Annotated in this window: 14 protein-coding genes and 1 pseudogene; 10 read left to right on the top strand and 5 right to left on the bottom strand. The window is 41.3% G+C overall.

Annotated features, from left to right (window positions below; translation table 11 throughout):
* Window positions 1–88 precede the first annotated feature (88 nt).
* A complete protein-coding gene (gene thrC / locus AC5JMK_RS13045; protein ID WP_096673339.1) occupies window positions 89–1,387 on the bottom strand; it encodes a threonine synthase in 1,299 nt (432 codons plus the stop codon).
* A 475-nt stretch (window positions 1,388–1,862) separates the two neighbouring features.
* Between thrC and AC5JMK_RS13040 the strand changes: the two are divergent.
* From AC5JMK_RS13040 to AC5JMK_RS13025, 4 genes and pseudogenes are all read left to right on the top strand, one after another.
* Window positions 1,863–2,285 (top strand): annotated as a pseudogene (locus AC5JMK_RS13040) (hypothetical protein); the annotation flags it as partial.
* A complete protein-coding gene (locus AC5JMK_RS13035; protein ID WP_495910277.1) occupies window positions 2,281–5,316 on the top strand; it encodes a TonB-dependent receptor in 3,036 nt (1,011 codons plus the stop codon). The pseudogene AC5JMK_RS13040 and the gene AC5JMK_RS13035, both read left to right, overlap by 5 nt.
* A gap of 78 nt (window positions 5,317–5,394) precedes the next feature.
* The gene (locus tag AC5JMK_RS13030) at window positions 5,395–5,985 is read left to right on the top strand and encodes a transposase (protein WP_495910276.1); all 591 of its coding nucleotides are present in this window, start codon (window positions 5,395–5,397) and stop codon (window positions 5,983–5,985) included.
* Between the two features lie 56 nt (window positions 5,986–6,041).
* A complete protein-coding gene (locus AC5JMK_RS13025) occupies window positions 6,042–8,549 on the top strand; it encodes a DUF7933 domain-containing protein (RefSeq protein ID WP_495910275.1) in 2,508 nt (835 codons plus the stop codon).
* A 529-nt stretch (window positions 8,550–9,078) separates the two neighbouring features.
* Here AC5JMK_RS13025 and AC5JMK_RS13020 read toward each other — a convergent pair.
* Complete coding sequence (locus tag AC5JMK_RS13020; RefSeq protein WP_495910274.1) at window positions 9,079–9,345, bottom strand: hypothetical protein; 267 nt, start codon at window positions 9,343–9,345, stop codon at window positions 9,079–9,081.
* On the opposite strand from AC5JMK_RS13020, the gene cobG reads away from it, so the two are divergent.
* The 3 genes from cobG to AC5JMK_RS13005 are packed head-to-tail and all read left to right on the top strand — an operon-like array spanning window position 9,330 to window position 12,181.
* Complete coding sequence (cobG, locus tag AC5JMK_RS13015; RefSeq protein WP_495910273.1) at window positions 9,330–10,826, top strand: precorrin-3B synthase; 1,497 nt, start codon at window positions 9,330–9,332, stop codon at window positions 10,824–10,826. The two genes, AC5JMK_RS13020 and cobG, sit on opposite strands and share 16 nt — an antisense overlap.
* A 27-nt stretch (window positions 10,827–10,853) precedes the next feature.
* Window positions 10,854–11,483 carry a precorrin-8X methylmutase gene (locus tag AC5JMK_RS13010; protein ID WP_495910272.1) on the top strand — a complete coding sequence of 210 codons (630 nt, stop codon included), beginning with the start codon at window positions 10,854–10,856 and terminating at the stop codon, window positions 11,481–11,483.
* Window positions 11,483–12,181 (top strand): precorrin-2 C(20)-methyltransferase, encoded by a 699-nt coding sequence (locus tag AC5JMK_RS13005; RefSeq protein ID WP_096673359.1) that lies wholly within the window; start codon window positions 11,483–11,485, stop codon window positions 12,179–12,181. The genes AC5JMK_RS13010 and AC5JMK_RS13005 overlap by 1 nt, the downstream gene beginning before the upstream one ends.
* Here AC5JMK_RS13005 and AC5JMK_RS13000 read toward each other — a convergent pair.
* Window positions 12,176–12,454: a hypothetical protein gene (locus tag AC5JMK_RS13000; protein ID WP_096673361.1), complete on the bottom strand. Its 279-nt coding sequence runs from the start codon at window positions 12,452–12,454 to the stop codon at window positions 12,176–12,178. The genes AC5JMK_RS13005 and AC5JMK_RS13000 overlap by 6 nt on opposite strands.
* A 387-nt stretch (window positions 12,455–12,841) precedes the next feature.
* On the opposite strand from AC5JMK_RS13000, the gene AC5JMK_RS12995 reads away from it, so the two are divergent.
* Complete coding sequence (locus tag AC5JMK_RS12995) at window positions 12,842–13,312, top strand: CYTH domain-containing protein (protein WP_096673363.1); 471 nt, start codon at window positions 12,842–12,844, stop codon at window positions 13,310–13,312.
* Between the two features lie 58 nt (window positions 13,313–13,370).
* Here AC5JMK_RS12995 and AC5JMK_RS12990 read toward each other — a convergent pair whose 3' ends face one another.
* Complete coding sequence (locus tag AC5JMK_RS12990; RefSeq protein ID WP_096673365.1) at window positions 13,371–14,657, bottom strand: hypothetical protein; 1,287 nt, start codon at window positions 14,655–14,657, stop codon at window positions 13,371–13,373.
* Between the two features lie 856 nt (window positions 14,658–15,513).
* Between AC5JMK_RS12990 and AC5JMK_RS12985 the strand changes: the two genes are divergently transcribed.
* Both AC5JMK_RS12985 and AC5JMK_RS12980 read left to right on the top strand, forming a co-directional pair.
* Window positions 15,514–15,732 (top strand): hypothetical protein, encoded by a 219-nt coding sequence (locus AC5JMK_RS12985; protein ID WP_096673367.1) that lies wholly within the window; start codon window positions 15,514–15,516, stop codon window positions 15,730–15,732.
* Between the two features lie 342 nt (window positions 15,733–16,074).
* Entirely contained in the window at window positions 16,075–16,848 is a 774-nt protein-coding gene (locus AC5JMK_RS12980; RefSeq protein ID WP_096673369.1) for a hypothetical protein, read from the top strand.
* A gap of 111 nt (window positions 16,849–16,959) precedes the next feature.
* On the opposite strand, the gene AC5JMK_RS12975 is transcribed toward AC5JMK_RS12980, so the two are convergent.
* On the bottom strand, window positions 16,960–18,282 hold the full coding sequence (locus AC5JMK_RS12975; RefSeq protein ID WP_096673371.1) for a hemolysin family protein: 1,323 nt from the start codon (window positions 18,280–18,282) through the stop codon (window positions 16,960–16,962).
* Between the last annotated feature and the right edge of the window lie 229 nt (window positions 18,283–18,511).

Below are 18,511 nucleotides of genomic sequence, written 5' to 3'. Positions count from 1 at the left end.
TTAGTTGTTAGTTGTTAGTTGTTAGTTGTTAGTTGTTAGTTGTTAGTTGTTAGTTCTTAACCACTAACCACTAACCACTAACTTTTTCTTAAACAAGAACTTGTTGCCATTCTAGACGTTCAAGTGTATGTGAACGCTCAAGAGCTTGTTCAAAACTATCGAGCTTCGCTTCTATTGTTAGAGGTTCACCAATGTAGCCTTGCACTGCTTCTTGGGTTTTTAAACCATTCCCAGTGATGTATACTACGGTGGTTTCATCTGGATCAATTTTGCCAGCTTCCACTAATTTTTTGAGTACAGCAATGGTTGTACCACCGGCGGTTTCGGTAAAAATACCTTCAGTTTCCGCTAGTAACTTGATGCCTTCTATAATCTCAGCATCAGTTACAGATTCAATGCTACCACCTGTTTTCTTAGCAATTTCGACAGCGTAAATACCATCTGCTGGATTGCCGATTGCGATCGATTTAGCAATTGTATTTGGTTTCACTGGCTGAATAAAATCGCGATCTTCTTTAAAAGCTTGAGCAATGGGTGAACAACCTTCGGCTTGAGCGCCACTGAATTTAACTAGCTTACCTTCTACTAAACCAACTTCTACAAATTCGTTGAAGCCCTTATAGATTTTTGTAAACAGGGAACCTGAAGCCAGAGGTGCGACAATGTGGTCAGGTAGTTCCCATCCTAATTGTTCTGCAACTTCAAAGCCTAGAGTTTTGGAGCCTTCAGAGTAGTAAGGACGCAAATTTATATTGACAAAACCCCAACCGTGTGTATTGGCAACCTCCGAACAGAGACGGTTGACTTGGTCATAATTACCTTTAACAGCCATTAAGGTAGGGCTGTAGATGAGACTACCCAAAATTTTACCAGCTTCCAGGTCAGAGGGGATGAAGACACAACAATCTAAACCAGCATGAGCTGCGATCGCAGCAGTAGAATTTGCCAAATTACCAGTGCTAGCACAAGAAACAGTCGTAAAACCCAACTCTCGCGCCCGTGTCAAAGCAACTGATACCACCCTATCTTTGAAACTGAGGGTAGGCATATTCACAGCATCATTTTTAATGTAAAGCTTATTCAAACCCAAGCGACGTGCCAAGCGTTGGGAACGCACCAAGGGAGTCATACCAGTTCCGACATCAATCGGATTTTCGCTAGCCACAGGCAAAAACTTGCGATAGCGCCACATCGAATTTGGCCCCGCTTGAATTGATTTGCGGGTAACAGTTTGACGAAGGGTGCTGTAGTCGTAACCTACTTCTAAAGGCCCAAAGCAAAATTCACACACATGACTGGCTTTGAGTTCGTATTCCGCACCACATTCTTTACATTTCAAAGCTTTGAAAGCGGTGGTTACTTTTTGGGTGTCAATTGCCTGAGTCATAAACTAGCTTCTCCCTGGATGTGCCTCAACTGTCGCTTGATGCTATCACGAGTAAAAATACCAGTCAAACATACCCGACAATTTTTATCGGGATTAATAAAATACAAAAATCCTCAGATAAAGCACTAATTTTAATACTTTTCTACTGTAAAAAACACTGAGATTTGTTCTAATTTATTACTCTTGAAATATATTTATTTGTGGTAAATACTTACTAAAAGTTTTTCAACGATGAAGTACACAAAAAATCAAATCTCATTGTTTTTACTGTTGGTGTAATTTTGTGTCAAAAGCTACTGTGTTTAACATGACTTCAACCCGCCAATAATCTCTCGTGAGATAGACTTTTGTCTTGGGTTGAACCTGAATTATCAACTTAATCTGCGGGTTTGTTACCCAACGATAGGAAATTTTGGAAAAAATCCTGTGTTTTTACACAGGATTAATTTTGAATGTAAATTAAGCAGCAGATAATATGCCACAGATTAATCATTTTGTCAAGAAAGCACCAAGAGTGTATCGTTCTTTGGTAGTAACGGCATTGCTTGCCAATGGTATTTTTCAATTTATTGCGCCTGTGTTAGCAGAAGGTACAACAGCTGGTCAATCAATTAGTAACACGGCAACTGCAACCTACGAAGATCCAAATAATCCAGGTACAACAATTAATAGTACTTCCAATACAGTAACTGTGACTGTAGCAGAGGTCGCTGGTATAACTGTCACAGCCTCTGGTATTACAGATAGTACATCAGCAACACCTATTTCTGTTGGTGATACCCTGTACTATAACTACACAGTGACTAATGTTGGTAACGACCCCACCAAATTCCGTGTTCCCAACTTGGCACGTGTAACAGGCCCTGCAACTGCGGATAACTTGGAATACAGCATTGAAGTTAGAAACCGTCGAAACTCGAATTCCGGCGGATGGACGTTCCACAGCGACTGTGAAAGGGGAACTCCGAGATGAAAATGGAAATCGCTCCAACCGCGATGGAGTTGTAACTCTCATACCCACTGCTGGTGAGTTTGTTGGTAAAGATTTTAAACCTGATGAACCCGGATTCCAAGTACAGGCAAACAAAGGAGAATTTAGCGCTACTCTCAAATCAAGTTTGAATGCTCAAACTATCAGAATTCGAGCGATCGCCAATGATTTAGAAGCCTATACGCAACTGCAATTTGAAACAGCTTTACGTCCGAGTTTGCTAACTGGGGTAGTAGATATACGTTTGGGTGCGAGGGGTACAGATTACTACAGCAGTTTTCGCGATTTTCTTCCTCCTAGCAAAGACAATAGCACTCAATTAAATGTGCGTTCGTCAGTATTTGCGACTGGGGCGATTGGAGAATGGTTATTTACTGGTGCTTACAACAGTTTTCGTAATCTGAATGAAGATTGCAACTGTGACAACAGAGTGTTTCGTAGTTTCCAATTCAACGACCAAAACTATCCTGTCTACGGTGACAGTTCTAAAACAGAAGTAATTACTCCTTCTACTGATAGCGTCTATGCACGGTTAGAGCGATCGCCCAAAATACCTGGTGCTGACCCCGATTATTTCATGTGGGGTGACTACACCACTCAGGAATTTGCCCGCTCATCTCAGCAATTTACTTCAGTCACACGTCAATTGCATGGCTTCAAAGCTAACTATAGCCTGGGAAATTTACAATTCACTGGTTTATATGCTAACAACGTTGAAGCCTTTCAACGTGATACCATTGCTCCTGATGGTACGAGTGGTTACTACTTCCTCTCGCGCAGATTATTAGTTCCAGGTAGTGAAAATATCGCGATCGAGTCGGAAGAACTGAACCGTCCTGGTACTGTACTGGAACGTAAACAACTCAATCGCGGTTCTGATTACGAAATTGACTATGATCGCGGTACTATCTTATTTCGAGAACCAATTCAACGTACTGACCTAGATGAGAATGGACAGGTTTTAGTCCGGCGTATTGTCGTTACTTATCAATACAAAGGAAGTGGTTCCGATAGTAATATTTACGCTGGTCGCTTGCAATACAATTTTGACCGCACCCTCAATCAAGAAAGTTGGATCGGAACAACTTACTTCCAACAAGATCAGGGAATGCGTGACTTTGAACTCTACGGTGCAGATGCACAGATTGCTTTGGGTTCAAGAGGTAAATTAATCGCAGAATACGCGCGTTCTACAAATAGTTCTGATATCTCAACAAAGGTAAGTGGTTCAGCGTACCGGATTGAAGCTGAGGGAGATATTTTCCCTGGTTTACGAGGACGCACTTACTACCGTTCCACAGATGCAGGTTTTGCTAACGACGCTACAACTAGCTTTGTTCCTGGTCAAACTCGCTACGGGGCGCAATTGACAGGAAAAATTTCGCCTACGACTAATTTACGGTTCCAATACGACCACGAAGATAATTTTGGGACTGCACCCCAACCGCTAGATACTTTTGAGGAGTTATTTGCACCGCGCACAGAAGCTGTTCCTGGGAGCAAAGTTGATAATTCTTTGACAACAATTTCTGCGGGTATTCAACAGCGTTTTGGTAAAGCTACCTTAGATGTGGACTGGATACATCGCGACAGAGAAGACCGTTTGTGTGTAGAGACGTTGCAATGCAACGTCTCTACAAATTCCGACCAATTGCGATCGCAACTCCAAATCCCAATTACCAAAACTCTCACTTTCCAAGCACTCAATGAACTGACTTTATCTTCAGAAACTGATGCTGTTTATCCAGATCGAACAGGTTTTGGCTTGAATTGGGCTGTTTTACCTGGTGTGAACGTCAACTTGGCGCAACAGTTTTTCACTCGCGGTCAATATGACAATAACTCCATCACCAGCTTGAGTGTCAACGGTCAACATAAACTTGGTACAGATACCACTATCAGTGGTCGTTACACAATTTTCGGTGGAGCCAATGAACTAACTACTCAAGGAGCGATTGGATTAAATAACCGTTGGACGATCGCCCCTGGCTTAAAACTCAATCTTGCTTACGAACACATATTTGGCAACTTCTTCGGACGTACTGCAACCGGACAACAATTTCCCCAACCCTTTGCTGTTGGTCAAAGTGGTTACTCATTAGGGGTTGGTAGTGGTGATAGCTATAGTATCGGTTTGGAATATACCGATAACCCGAAATTTCAAGCCAGCGCCCGTTTCGAGTATCGCAGTTCTTCTAGTGGTTCCAATGCCGTAATTACCGCAGGTGCGACAGGTAAAATATCACCTGAGCTTACCGCCTTAGTACGTTATCAACAGGCAAATTCTTCCAATCAAAAACTAACAGGATTGGGGGATACAGCCAGCCTGAAAGTTGGTTTAGCCTATCGTGACTCCAAAAACGATAAATTTAACGCCTTGCTGCGGTATGAATATCGCAAAAATCCCGCCGTGATTCCTGACACTGTTTTGTTGGGAAGTGGTACAGGTTCCGAAGACCATACCTTTGCTGTGGAAGCTATCTACGCCCCGAATTGGCAATGGGAATTTTATGGTAAGTATGCCCTACGTAATAGTACTTCATATTTAGCAGAAGATTTAGTTGGAACTAGCACAGTTAACTTAGCACAATTACGGTCAACCTATCGCTTGGGATACAGCATGGATTTAGTCGGTGAAGCGCGGTTGATTAGTCAAAGTGATTACACAGAAACAGGTTTTGTCGTCGAAGCAGGTTATTATCTCACACCGAATTTACGCCTGTCTGCTGGTTATTCCTTTGGTAAAGTTGATGACCGTGATTTTTCCGGAACTCGTTCCGCAGGTGGGCTGTATCTGGGTTTGACAATGAAGTTGAACGAATTATTTGATGGTTTTGGATTGCAAAAAATTCCACCACGCCAGCAACAAGAATCTACTAAGACCTTGGTGGAGAAATTGAAGAAGGCGACAACGGGGGTGCAAAAAACCGAGATATGAAATTTCCCATCAAATGTAGAGACGTAGCATTGCTACGTCTCTACCACACATCGGGGTAACGGATTTGGAATTGGAACCATGACGCAACCAAAATTACAGGGTAAATACAGAATCGAATCGACCCGTTTGCCAAATCGCAACTATGCCGCCAACGGTTCGTATTTCATTACCATTTGTACCAAAAATCTTAACCATTATTTCGGTAACGTGGTTTCAGATCAGGTGCATTTATCAGTAATTGGGGAAATTGCCCAAAGATTCTGGACAGACATTCCCAATCATTTTGATGATACCTACATTGATGCCTACGTCATTATGCCCAATCACGTACACGGCATTGTTGTTATCGACCGTCCCCACAATAATGTAGAGACGTTGCACTGCAACGTCTCTACACAATATGATGTGCCATGCGATATCATCGAACCTCAATTCATGTCTGACATATCCCCTAAACCAGGTTCGTTAGGTGCGATCGCACGATCATACAAATCTGCTGTCACCCGGTGGTGTCGGGAAAATGATCATGACCATTTCGCTTGGCAATCACGATTCTACGACCATATTATTCGTGCTGATGGTTCTTTAGACCGGATTCGGGAATACATGATTAATAATCCCATTAAATGGGATGAAGACAAGAATAACCCCGCAAATTTATGGATGTAGAGACGCGATATATCGCGTCTCTACATTTTGCTAATACATTATTCCGAAGTTGAGCAATGAAATTTTTATTTAAGTATTTAAGAGCGATCAATAAACCTGCTTGGAAAAGCCTTCCAAGTATAATTCCCTTATCTACTTCCTTGCTAACTATTAGCGCTAGCGTTGGAATTGGTGTTACTTTTAATCCTGAACGCAGTTGGGCTAGTGCCTGTGCAGGTGTATATTCTAGCAGGTCTGGTGTGCCTACAAGCAGTCAAAGTGTAATTGGTTACTACAACTCAATCACAAAAAGTTATGTAAACATCGCCACTTATGATGGTGGTGGCAACATTAATGCGATCGCCACCCAACCATCAACTGGTAATCTATTTTTTGTGAATCGGGTTACAGGCAAAACAGTTGTTTACAATCCAAATACAGGCAGTCAAACCACTCTAACAGGAACTCTTCCTGGTACCACAACAACTATTATTGGTGCTACGTTTGATCCCAGTGGCAAATTATATGTTTATTACTCAAACAAAACATTAATTGAAGTCAATCCCGCTACAGGTAGCCAGGTAGGCTCCACGATAAATATTAGTGGTATTCCCGGAAATAATGATAGTACCAGCAGAACTACTAACGGAGATATTGCGATCGGCACTGACGGCGTTCTTTATGCGGTTGGTGACACTAGTAGCAATGCCGGCAGCTACACTTCTCAGCTTTATTCAATTGCTATTACTGGTACTACAGCTATAGCAACACCAGTCAATGGAAACAATGTTATTACAGGAGTTAGTGGTGCTGCGGTTAATGGTCTGGCGATTGACCCATCTACAGGTAAATTCTATATCAGTACTAATAACGGAACTTATGAATTGGACTTCGCTACCAAAGCAGGAACTCTACTAACTAATGCTGTCGGAACAAACGACTTGGCTGCTTGTGGTTCTCCAGCACCGGATTTGCCTACTATTGCTAAGACATTTAGCCCAAGCACTGTAACAGGTATACCTGCGACTAGTACTCTGACGTTGACTCTGGGTAATAGTAACTCGGTTCCTATTTATCTAATACAAACATTAACCGATAACTTTCAATCTGGGTTAACAGTTAGCAACCCTAATGGGTTAAGTGGTACCTGTACAAGTATTTCTGGAAATACAGTCACTGCAACAGCAGGAAGTAGTTCTATCAGCCTAAATAATGGGTTCAAAATTCCAGCTGGTGGTTGCACCGTTTCTGTGAATGTCACAGCTAGTAGTGCAGGTACTTATATAAATAGTATTGCAGCTGGAGCTTTGAAGACTTTCGTTGGTGACAACGCTAATGCTGCTAATTCTACACTTTTAGTAAGTACCACTATCTCCGGTACGCTCTACGAAGATAGCAACAGCGATAATAATTTAGGTGCAACTGAACCGAAATTACCAGCAAATATTACTCTAAAACTACTTGATAGCAACAACAGCGTTATCAAAACAACCCTGACACAGAACGATGGTACTTACACCTTCACTGGTGTTGTTAACGGTAATTACAAAATCCAGGTAGATACCACAGATACAGATATTCCTGCTGGTTATACCTTGGGTACACCCAATGACTTAGCTGTAACTGTTTCCGGTAGTCCAGTCACAAATAAAGACTTCGGCTTCGACCCACCCACTTACAATATATCCGGTACTCTCTACGAAGATACTGACGGTGGCAATGATTTAGACGCAACTGAACCGAAATTACCAGCAAATATTACTGTCAAATTACTAGATAGCAATAATAACCCCATCAAAACTACCACCACCGATGCGAATGGTACTTACACCTTCACTGGTGTTGTTAACGGTAATTACAAAATCCAGGTAGATACCACAGATACAGATATTCCTGCTGGTTATACCTTGGGTACACCCAATGACTTAGCTGTAACTGTTTCCGGTAGTTCTGTTAATAATCAAAACTTTGGCTTTGACTCACCTGTTGCTAGCAATCCCAACATATTGTTAGTCAAACGCATTACTGCCATTAATGGGTCATCTTTTACTAACCTCATCGACGGTGTAAATAATAGCAATTCTCCTAACTATGTACCAGCACCTCGCGATACCGATGATAACAACCCTAATTGGTCGAGTAATTACTTACAAGGTCTCATCAACGGTGGTGCGGTTCGTCCTAATGATGAAATAGAATACACTATTTACTTCCTCTCCGCAGGTGATGCAACTGCACCCAAAGTTTTGATGTGCGATCGCGTTCCCAATAATGTCAGCTTTATTCCCACCGCCTTTAACAGTTTCCCCACCAAAAACAGCACTGGCTTACAAAACACTGATCGGGGAATTCTCTGGCAGTATAACGCTAATACCGAATCTCTTAGCAATATCAAAGATGGAGATATTGCTCAATACTTTCCTCCAGGCGAAGATCCAAAAACTGTTTATCCCACTGTTGACTGTGGTGGTGCCAATACCAACGGTGCAATAGTTGTAAACTTAGGAGATTTAGCTAATGCGATCGCTCCCGGTACACCCACTGATTCCTATGGTTTGATCCGCTTCCGGGGACGGGTGAAATAAAGTTAAGGGACGCACACTTTGTGCGTCCCTACAGAAAATTTGCTAAGTACAGCATGTTTATGATCATGTAAGCAAAATATATGTTAGATTATTTTTTACATAAAAAGAAAGAATAAGGAGGTAATAAAAACTAAGTGTAAAACCTTAGTTCTATGCACCTCCTTGGTTTTCAGGCTAACGCTCTTACTGTATATCTCTCTTTATTTGTATACGTACTAACACTAAAAAAACACAGTATTTTTACTGAGCTTAATGCTAAATATATCAAGAAAGCTTGATGAAATTTTCTCAAAACAATTGAAGGAATTAAAGAATATTAACCTCAGTTTTGATTTTATCTTTATGAGGCACGGGAGCATCCCAAATGTTCAAAAAACCTGCTCAAATCTGCTTAAAGCAGACTACTTGATTTATTTGAGTCCTATGAAGACGACTTGTGCTATTAAGCTAAGGTTAAAACCCAAGCGCGGTATATTCAAAAAATTGGGATGCTCCCATGAGGCACAAACTCATGCTAGACTACTCAAACTTAGAGTTGGGAAAGTCCGGTGAGATCCCGGTACTGTGCCGCAGCTGTAATCTGATTGGGAATTGTGAGTAGGGGTGTAGACGCGCTCTGCGCGACTTCTCCTAGAGTACGGGCGAACGGCCGTACAGTAGTTAGTAAAAAAACTACTAACCAACAACCAATTCGGTTAGTCAGAACGCCAACTTCTAAGAGTGTCGTCAAGACGCATTGTTTCTCTGCTCCCTGCGTCGCACAGGGAAGGAGCCTTAGAGGTGTATTTATCGTCAATTTCTGTCCCTTGTCCTGGTATTTTTTACAGTACGTCCGCGCGAGATGGTACCCTATCACGTATCCGTATCCCTGGAGGGATAGTCACTACTGGACAATTTCGATTTGTCGCTGATTTAGCTGATAAATTTGCCGCAGGTTATGTCAATATTACTAATCGTGCTAACTTCCAAATTCGCGAAGTTCACACAGAAATAAATCCTGAAGTTTTACATCAACTGCGAGAAATTGGTTTAGCTTCGCCAATTGTGGGTGTTGATCATCTGCGTAATATTATGGGTAGCCCAACAGCAGGTATTGATTCAGAAGAATTGATTGATACGCGATCGCTCATTCGCGCATTAGATCATTACATCACCACCCATGCTGAACTTGCGCCCCTCTCACCAAAATTTAGCATTACAGTTGACGGTGGAGGTACGCTAAAGGTGTGCGATCGCCCCAACGATATTATCTTCAGTGCTGTTGAAATCAGTACACAGATATACTTTCACCTGAAACTGAATTTAGGTGAATCATTTCTAAATACAGGCATATTACTGCAACCCCAAGCATGTGTAGACGTAGTAGGTGCGATCGCCAAAGTCTATTTGCAGTATTCTGCATTAGAGCAACAAAACATCACACCCTATCGCAAATCCCGTAAACTTCGTTTATTTGAAGTTCTACACAACTTGGGTAGAGAAAGATTTTTCCAAGAAGTAGAAAGTCATCTTCCTTACTCCTTGCAAAAACTTCCCAATATCCCCACCTCTCCATTCACAGAACCATATCTAACTCGTCATCTCCACCTTGGTGTTCATCCCCAAAGACAACAAGAACTTTCCTACATTGGTGTTGTACTACCACTCGGTAAATTAGAAACATGGCAAATGCACGGTTTAGCAGATATCGCCCAAGGTTACGGCAGTGGTACACTAAGGCTCACACCCTGGCAAAATCTTCTATTAACAGATCTTCCTGATCAGTATATTCACGAATTCAAGAGCAAAATAGAAAACTTACATTTGCATTGGTCGCCAACCAAAATACACAGCGCTTTTGTTGCGTGTGCTGGTAGTACAGGATGTGCATCCTCAACGACAGATACCAAAAATCATGCCTTAAAGTTAGCTGAGTATTTGGATCAACGCATCACTATAAATCAACCTGTCAATATTCACTTTACAGGATGTCCAAAATCTTGCGCTCAACACAACAACAGCGATATCACTCTGTTGGGTGTCAGTGAAGAAAAATATCACGTATATGTTGGAGATAGTGACAATGACAGCAAATTCGGGCGAGAACTTTATCAGCGTGTGGCTTTTGCAGAATTACCCTCATTGATAGAAAAAACTCTCCAAGTTTACATCGCAAAACGTCTAACTCGCCACGAATCACTAGGAGAATTCGCCAACCGATACACTATTGCAGAGTTGCAAGAGATGGTTGAGGAGGGGATGCTCCCCAAGGGGGACATGTGGGACAAGACAATCTAAAATCTAAAATCCAAAATCTAAAATCGAATGACCATTGACTATATTCGAGATGGGAATGAAATATATCGCAAATCCTTTGCCATAATTCGTGCTGAAGCAAATTTATCTGTGCTGACGCCTGATGTGGCTAAGGTTGCAGTGCGTCTAATTCACGCTTGCGGGATGACTGATATTATAGATGATTTAGTCGCTTCGTCTACTGCTGTCAGATCTGGGCGTACAGCAATAGCAGCAGGCGCACCGATTTTGTGTGATTGTCGCATGGTAGCTGAAGGAATTACCCGTAAGCGCCTACCAGCAGATAATGCGGTGATTTGTACTCTGAATCATCCCGATGTACCAGAACTTGCCCAAAAACTGGAAAATACTCGTTCTGCTGCGGCTTTAGAATTGTGGCGATCGCACCTAAAAGGATCTGTAGTCGCGATTGGTAATGCACCTACTGTTTTATTTCGACTACTGGAAATGCTGGATGAAGGCGCACCCAAACCCGCGTTGATTCTGGGTTTTCCGGTTGGATTTGTAGGGGCCGCAGAGTCCAAGATAGCACTGGCAGCCGATAGCCGTGGTGTGCCATTTATGACATTAAACGGACGTCGAGGAGGAAGTGCGATCGCAGCCGCCGCAGTTAATGCCTTAGCAACGGAGAAAGAATAATGAAAGGTCGTCTTTATGGTGTCGGTGTTGGCCCTGGAGATCCAGAACTATTGACTCTTAAGGCATTGCGCCTATTAAGATCTTGTCCAGTGGTTGCCTATCAATCAGCAGAAGATAAAGAAAGTGTTGCTAGGGGTATTGTAGCTGAACATCTCCCTGGGAATCAAATTGAGGTGGAGTATCATCTCCCTCGCGCCCTTGACCCCTACGAAGCACAACCAACTTACGACCAAGTTGTTATCCCCATTGCCGAACATCTAGCAGCTGGACGGGATGTGGCGGTTTTGTGTGAAGGCGACCCGTTATTTTACGGCTCTTTCATGTATGTATTTACACGACTCTCTGAACAGTTTGAAACAGAAGTTGTACCAGGAGTTTCCTCGCCAATGGGGTGTGCTTCTGCATTGACAGTTCCCCTGAGTTATCGCAATGATGTTTTTAGTGTCTTACCAGCCACCCTAACAGCCGAAATCTTGAAAACACAATTGTTAAATGCTGATGCAGCAGCAATAATTAAACTGCGGCGACATTTTGCGAAAGTCCGTGATGTGTTGCATCACTTAGGAATGGGATCACGGGCGCGTTACATTGAAAGAGGAACGATGGTAAATCAAAAAATTATCTCTCTCGATGAAGTAGATCCCACCCAAGTTCCTTATTTTTCGATGATTTTGGTGCCAAGTCAAAGTCGATTATAAGTTTTGGTGAGGAAAGAAGATGGCGTAGTAAAGCGATGGATCGATGCGGTCTGTGAAGGGACGGTATAAACATCGATCTTGGATGAAATCTAGTCTATCTTCTTCGGATTGCTCATCTTCTTGTACTTCTGCTGTGCGGCTACGGACAGGTTGTGTTAATGTAGCCAATTTTGACCATGCAATAGAAAAGGGATTTTGTAGATATTTTTCAACTACTGATTTGGGTTTGTTTTCTAGAACATCTACAAATACATCCTCCGTATTCTTCGACATACAATTTCTCCTTTACAAAGTAGGGTTTTGTAGCACACTTTTTTCTTGCTAATGTCAATGTTTGGGAACACTTCAACTTTTCTCAAAAATTACTTAAATTATGATTGAGTGCAACTAAATTAATTTATGCACTTTTAACGTAATACCTAAACAATTTTCAAAAAAACTTAAGCTTCAATTATGAATACCAGATAGCTAAATATAATTCCAGAAAATAATCCAATATGTAAACAAATATGAAATATATATAGCATTCCTAAATCATTCGCTCCAGACTAGATCCCCGACTTCGCAGGAGTTGTCGGGGATCTAAGCTCTGCGATTCTCACAAATAATATAGGATTGCTCTAGTATTTAACCCAATATCAGCGAAATTTAGGAGTAAGAATGGCGAAAGAAATAGAGCGTAAATTTTTAGTGAAAGGAGAGAATTGGAGAAAAATAGCTGAGGGTAGTGTATATCGTCAGGGATACATAGCTACACAAAAAGAAGCTACTGTACGTGTTCGTATAGTAGGCAAGCAAGGTTATTTAACGATAAAAGGCCCCAGTGTTAAATATTCCAGATCTGAGTTTGAGTACCCAATTCCTATTGAAGATGCTCAGGAAATGCTAGATAAGTTGTGCGATCGCCCCATCATTGAGAAAATTAGATACAAAATTGAGTATGGTGGTTTAATTTGGGAAATAGACGAGTTTGAAGGTAGTAACAAAGGGCTAATCTTAGCAGAAGTCGAACTCAGCGAAGAAACACAACAAATAGAATTACCGTCTTGGATTGGTGAAGAAGTTTCAGAAGATCCCAAATATTTCAACAGTAATTTAGTCAATAACCCCTTTTCACAATGGACTGATTAAAAATCAGTGAACAGTAACTAGTGGAATTTGATAACTGATAACTGATAACTGATAACTACTAACTTCCTTCCTCAAGGCGCTTTTGCCATTCTGCGTCAATTTGCTTGCTATGCTCAACTTCTTGTTCTAGCAAGTCGGTTTCGGTGGAGTACACTAAATCTTCTTGGCCGATAATTTTTTCTGCTGCAAACTGTCCTGCATAGTCAATTTTTTGTTGTAATTGAGTATCTGCACTTGCTAATACTCTGGCTCGTGCTTGTCTAGTGCGGTTGCGTTCAGTTATTTTACGATTACGCCATTGAATCCAGAAATAACGCACCAAAGGTATTGCCAAAAAGCCGATACCATAAGCTAACAGCAGCCAGTAAATTCCTTGAGCAAATGCTACTAGTCCGCCTAAGACAGCTGCTGCTGTACCATCTCTTAACAAACTTCCGAGAATTAAAGCACCAACAATATTGACTACACCCAACCCAGCACTGAGAAGAATTTGTCCTGATGAAGCTGCACTAAAACGCCAGGGTAACTCTTCAAGGTAGGATGAAATTGAGCGATCGCGTTTTTTCGTGGCACTAACTTGTAAATCTGGGAAATAGTACACAATTTGTCCTTCTGGACTTACTTCTGGGCGACCATTAAAGCGAGTCAAGACTGGCAGCATATAATCTTCATACTCTTGTTGATATGTCTCACCAATATCATCAAGGTAGGGAGCTATTTGTTCAGCTACCACTGCGTTTTTATGATTGCGAATTATCGCCGCAATTCCCTTCCAGCGACGTTTTTCTAAATTCGCGTTGGGGTTTCCATCACCAAACAAAAACGAAAATATTGCTTCCAAAAAGTTCAGATCGCTTTGTCTTCGTTCCCGTCGTCGTTCTTGGTTATAGTTATTGTAGTTGGGACTGAAATACCAAAACAAGTCAGGAAAATAGAAAAAGCCTACGCCAAAATTACCACCGCGATCGCCACTATCACGATCTGAGTTAGCAGACATAATAATAACAAGGATAGTGATATAAATTAAGGCAATAGAAGCTATCAGTAAAACGCCAAAAGAAATCCGAATTAGATAAAATAGGACACTCCAAACTTTTTTCCACCACTCCTGTAACTGTAGCCGCAAGTATTTGTTGCGTAAGATATCTCGAAAATTGCGCGGAAAAAGGTAAACAATGTCGCCTGATTCCGCAACTTGCATATGTCCATTCGCTTCAGATGCAAGTGCTAGTAGTCCAGCACTTGCGATTTCAACATTTAATCCTGCCTGGGTTGCCACATCGCCCACTGTGACACGATAACCCAACCGTTCTACAGCCTGCATGATGGCGGGATTGGGAGCCATTGCTCTCCCCTCCTTATTGAAAACTACTCTTTCTTATTCAAGTATAAAGTTTTATTTTTCGGGGCTTGGTGGTGGGAGAGATGGGGGACAAGGAGGACAAGGGGGAAAAGATTTTTATCTATAGCAGTTCTCGGTTGTGTCCAATACGTACCCCACCCCTTAATCCCCTAAGCGCTTGCGCTTAGGGGAGGGTGGTTTCATACAAGCAGAGAAAAATTAAAATCTTCTTTTAAAGCCTCTCCCCTTATTAAGGCTGCGGTGTACACATAAATCCTCTGATCCCCCTAAATCCCCGCGCTGGCGCGCCGCTACGCTAGAAAAAAGGGGGACTTTGATTCTAGTTCCCCCTTTTTTAAGGGGGGTTAGGGGGGATCAAAACGCTACTAGGCAACTTTATAAGACTTCTGTGTACACCGCAGCCTTATTAAGGGGAGAGGTTTGGAGAGGGGTAAAAATCTATGCTTCAAAACGAGAAATACAGACTTCCATATTTTTCTTTTTTCGTATGAAACCACCCTGCTAAGCGCTTGCGCTTAGGGGAGGTTCCGACTGTATTGCAATCGAGTGAGAAGTGCTATATGAGGGAATGTATTGTCTCAATCAGTGTTGACGAAAATCCTTTTACATCTTAACTTTTTGCTTTTGACAGGGTTTTATCACAATGTAGCTTTGGACAGTTATGTCAAGACCTAAAAATATTTATTAATATAGTTATACAGAAATTAATAGTAGGCAGGAACAATCGGTACATGTAAATCGCATATTTATTCGACTAGTAGCTTAGTTCGCTACTAGTGAATTTTCCTAAAAAGGCAGATTCTTTGCTCATTTTTTTAACTAACGGAGACATTAAAGCATGAATAACCAGCAATCTTCTGAATCCAAGGGATTTGTTGGCAATCTTAAGAATGGAATTTGGCTGTTTGGCATTTCATCTTGGTTGTTTGGTATTACAGATAGAAGTATCGCTTCCTTTGCAGATGGATATCTATCTGCATTAGATCTGACGCAATTATTTACAGCAGCTACATTTTTTGTAGCATGGCTATTTTTAAAGCCTACAACTAATGCATAAAGGCAGCTAGGCTTAAGCAATCGATCAAGCAACGGAGGGGTACGCCAAAATGTGTCAGTATTTTTATCTCATTGGCAATTAAAATCAGGGTAATTCTGCAAATATCTACGGATTACCCTAGTTTTATTCAAAAATTCAATATATTAGCCAGAAAGTAACTTAATTTTATTTGGAACAAATTAATAAAATTCTGTAATTAGTAATTAGTAATTGGTAATTGGTAATACCAACAATTCCCCAATCCCTAAGATTGTGTGTAACTCTGAAAACCATCACAAGCTTTTATGCTTTTGTGTTAATCCAAAGCCATGATGGAAAAACCTTCATGGGAGCTAAAGCATAATGTATTTCAACTTTTTTCTCAGTTCCAGTATTGGAATTGTAGTTTCCGTATTGCTAATTTTTAGTATATTCCAATGGTTTCATTTACCTTCTGGCAACTTTTTAGATTGGGTGATTGGGGGTGCAAGTTTTTGGTGGTTATTAGTGATTGTGACAGTACCTTGGAATGTCTATTTCAAAGCTAAAGAAGTATTAGCAGAAGCAGAACAATCCACAGAAAAAGAAATCCCTGTTGATGAAAAACAAGTTAGTTATGTGAAGAGTTTAGCAAAGCGATCGCTCTTAATTGCCATTGCTTTACACTTAATTTCAGCTATTGGTCTTTATATTCTTGCTATTAAAGGTATTAGTGCTGTTGGATACTTCGGTTCTGGTGCGGCTTTACTTTTAACAGCTTTACGTCCAGCAATCAGTGCTTATGAATACTTATATACACGCTTAACTTCGATTGGTAATGAATGGAAATATCCCCGCCAAGATATAGTCGAACTCCGTAACCGCTTTGACGGGATAGAAGAAAGGATGAAGCGTGTAGAGGAACAACTAGACCCGGAAAATTCTTACTCTATAGTAGCAAATCAGCAGCGTTACTCAGAAGAAACGCGCAAAGAATTAGCTCGTATTTCTGTCAACTTAGAAGAATTGCGTGCCACAAATCAAACAGAACACGAACGTTTAGCAAGAGAAGCAAGAGCTGCGATCGCTCAACTTTCTACCGACGGACAATTTCTCGATCATGTTCGTGAGATCATTAGATTTTTTAAAACAGCGTGAAAATGGGAACGGGGATTGGGCATGAATCAGTTATCAGTTATCAAATTAAACTGGTAACTGTTAACTGTTAACTGATTAGTTGTCCCCCTTGTCTTCCTTGTCCCCAGAAGCCTAATCTCCTTCCCGATCAGCTGCTTGCATCTGTTTTGGGATTACCAAGACTTTATCAACACGGTTCCCGTCCATATCCATAACTTCAAAACGCATTCCTTGCCATTCAAAGTGATCTGCTGCTGAGGGAATTCGGCCGAGATGGGTAATCACAAAACCACCCAATGTTTGATAATTGCCTTGATGGATTTTGAGATATTCCTCAAGATCGAACATTTCAAAAAATTCTTCTACAGATAACATTCCATCTAATAACCAAGAACCATCTTCCCGTTGCACAGCTTGGGGATTTTCTAGTTCATCGGCTGTAGGAACATCACCAACGATTTCAATCATCACGTCGTTAAGAGTGACTAATCCTTGAATTACACCATATTCATCTACTACCAACGCCATATGAGTAGCAGTTTGTTTAAATAATTCCAAAACCTTCAAGCCACGGGTGCTTTCTGGCACAAATTCAGCCTTTCGCAATCCGACTGTTAAATCTAGCTGTTCTCCACACAAACTGCGAGCTAATAAATCAGTCACAGCAATGATACCGAGAACATTATCTAATCCTCCCTGACAAACCGGATACCGAGAATAACCATTTTCAATCACCTTTTGACGATTTTCGGTGGCAGAATCATCTAAATCTAACCAGATAATATCAGGACGGGGGGTCATAAACGAACTGACAGGGCGATCGCCTAAGCGAAATACTCGCTCTACCATATCTTGTTCGGCTTCCTCAAAGGTTCCCTCTTCTGTACCTTGCTCGATTAAGACTCTAATTTCTTCTTCTGTGACTTGTGGTTCGGTAGACGGTTTAATGCCTAATATTCGCAACACTGCATCTGTAGAAATGCTGAGTAAATGAACGATTGGTGAGCCAATTGTTGCTAGTAACTTCATGGGAATAGCAACTACGGAGGCAATTGGTTCTGGATGATTTAAGGCAACTCGCTTGGGAACCAACTCACCAATAATCAATGTTAAATAGGTGATAATTAAAACCGCTATGACAGAAGCGGCTGCATCTTTATAGGGTGCTAAAAAAGGGATAGAACTAAAAATAGGAACTAGTCTTTTGGATATGACTGATTCACCAAAAGCACCCGATAAAATTGCTAGCAGAGTGATCCCTACCTGGACAGTAGCCAAGAATTGATTGGGAGAGGATGCGAGTTCCAAAGCAATGCGAGCCTTGTGATCTCCCCGTTCGGCCATCTGTTGGAGGCGCACTTTTCGAGCTGAGACAATCGCCAACTCTGACATGACAAATAGGGCGTTGGCAAAGATTAGTAATAAAACAAGTAGAATTTCCGCAGTTGGTGACATTATTTAAAATTGCCGATGCTATCGGCAACCACACTTAAATTTAATTTAAATCAGTACGTGGTATTTAACACTTACAAAAACTAGGGATGTAAGGGTGTAAGGGTATAGGGCAAAAAAGATCCTTTACTATGGATGGTTTAAAGCCGACCAAAAGAAAAGGATGTATTACTTATGTACCTCTCGAAGCATTTGATAGACAAATGAGTCATTAGTTATTATTCATAGGTGA

It is taken from the genome of Pelatocladus sp. (genome assembly GCF_059505505.1).
Note: the sequence above shows the minus strand (reverse complement) of the source record. Positions and strands in the feature narration are given on the sequence as shown.

Coding starts and splice junctions, on each gene's coding strand:
- thrC (WP_096673339.1), bottom strand. CDS start 1,387: ATGACTCAGGCAATTGACACCCAAAAAGTAACCACCGCTTTCAAAGCT.
- AC5JMK_RS13030 (WP_495910276.1), top strand. CDS start 5,395: ATGACGCAACCAAAATTACAGGGTAAATACAGAATCGAATCGACCCGT.
- AC5JMK_RS13025 (WP_495910275.1), top strand. CDS start 6,042: ATGAAATTTTTATTTAAGTATTTAAGAGCGATCAATAAACCTGCTTGG.
- AC5JMK_RS13010 (WP_495910272.1), top strand. CDS start 10,854: ATGACCATTGACTATATTCGAGATGGGAATGAAATATATCGCAAATCC.
- AC5JMK_RS13005 (WP_096673359.1), top strand. CDS start 11,483: ATGAAAGGTCGTCTTTATGGTGTCGGTGTTGGCCCTGGAGATCCAGAA.
- AC5JMK_RS13000 (WP_096673361.1), bottom strand. CDS start 12,454: ATGTCGAAGAATACGGAGGATGTATTTGTAGATGTTCTAGAAAACAAA.
- AC5JMK_RS12995 (WP_096673363.1), top strand. CDS start 12,842: ATGGCGAAAGAAATAGAGCGTAAATTTTTAGTGAAAGGAGAGAATTGG.
- AC5JMK_RS12990 (WP_096673365.1), bottom strand. CDS start 14,657: ATGGCTCCCAATCCCGCCATCATGCAGGCTGTAGAACGGTTGGGTTAT.
- AC5JMK_RS12985 (WP_096673367.1), top strand. CDS start 15,514: ATGAATAACCAGCAATCTTCTGAATCCAAGGGATTTGTTGGCAATCTT.
- AC5JMK_RS12980 (WP_096673369.1), top strand. CDS start 16,075: ATGTATTTCAACTTTTTTCTCAGTTCCAGTATTGGAATTGTAGTTTCC.
- AC5JMK_RS12975 (WP_096673371.1), bottom strand. CDS start 18,282: ATGTCACCAACTGCGGAAATTCTACTTGTTTTATTACTAATCTTTGCC.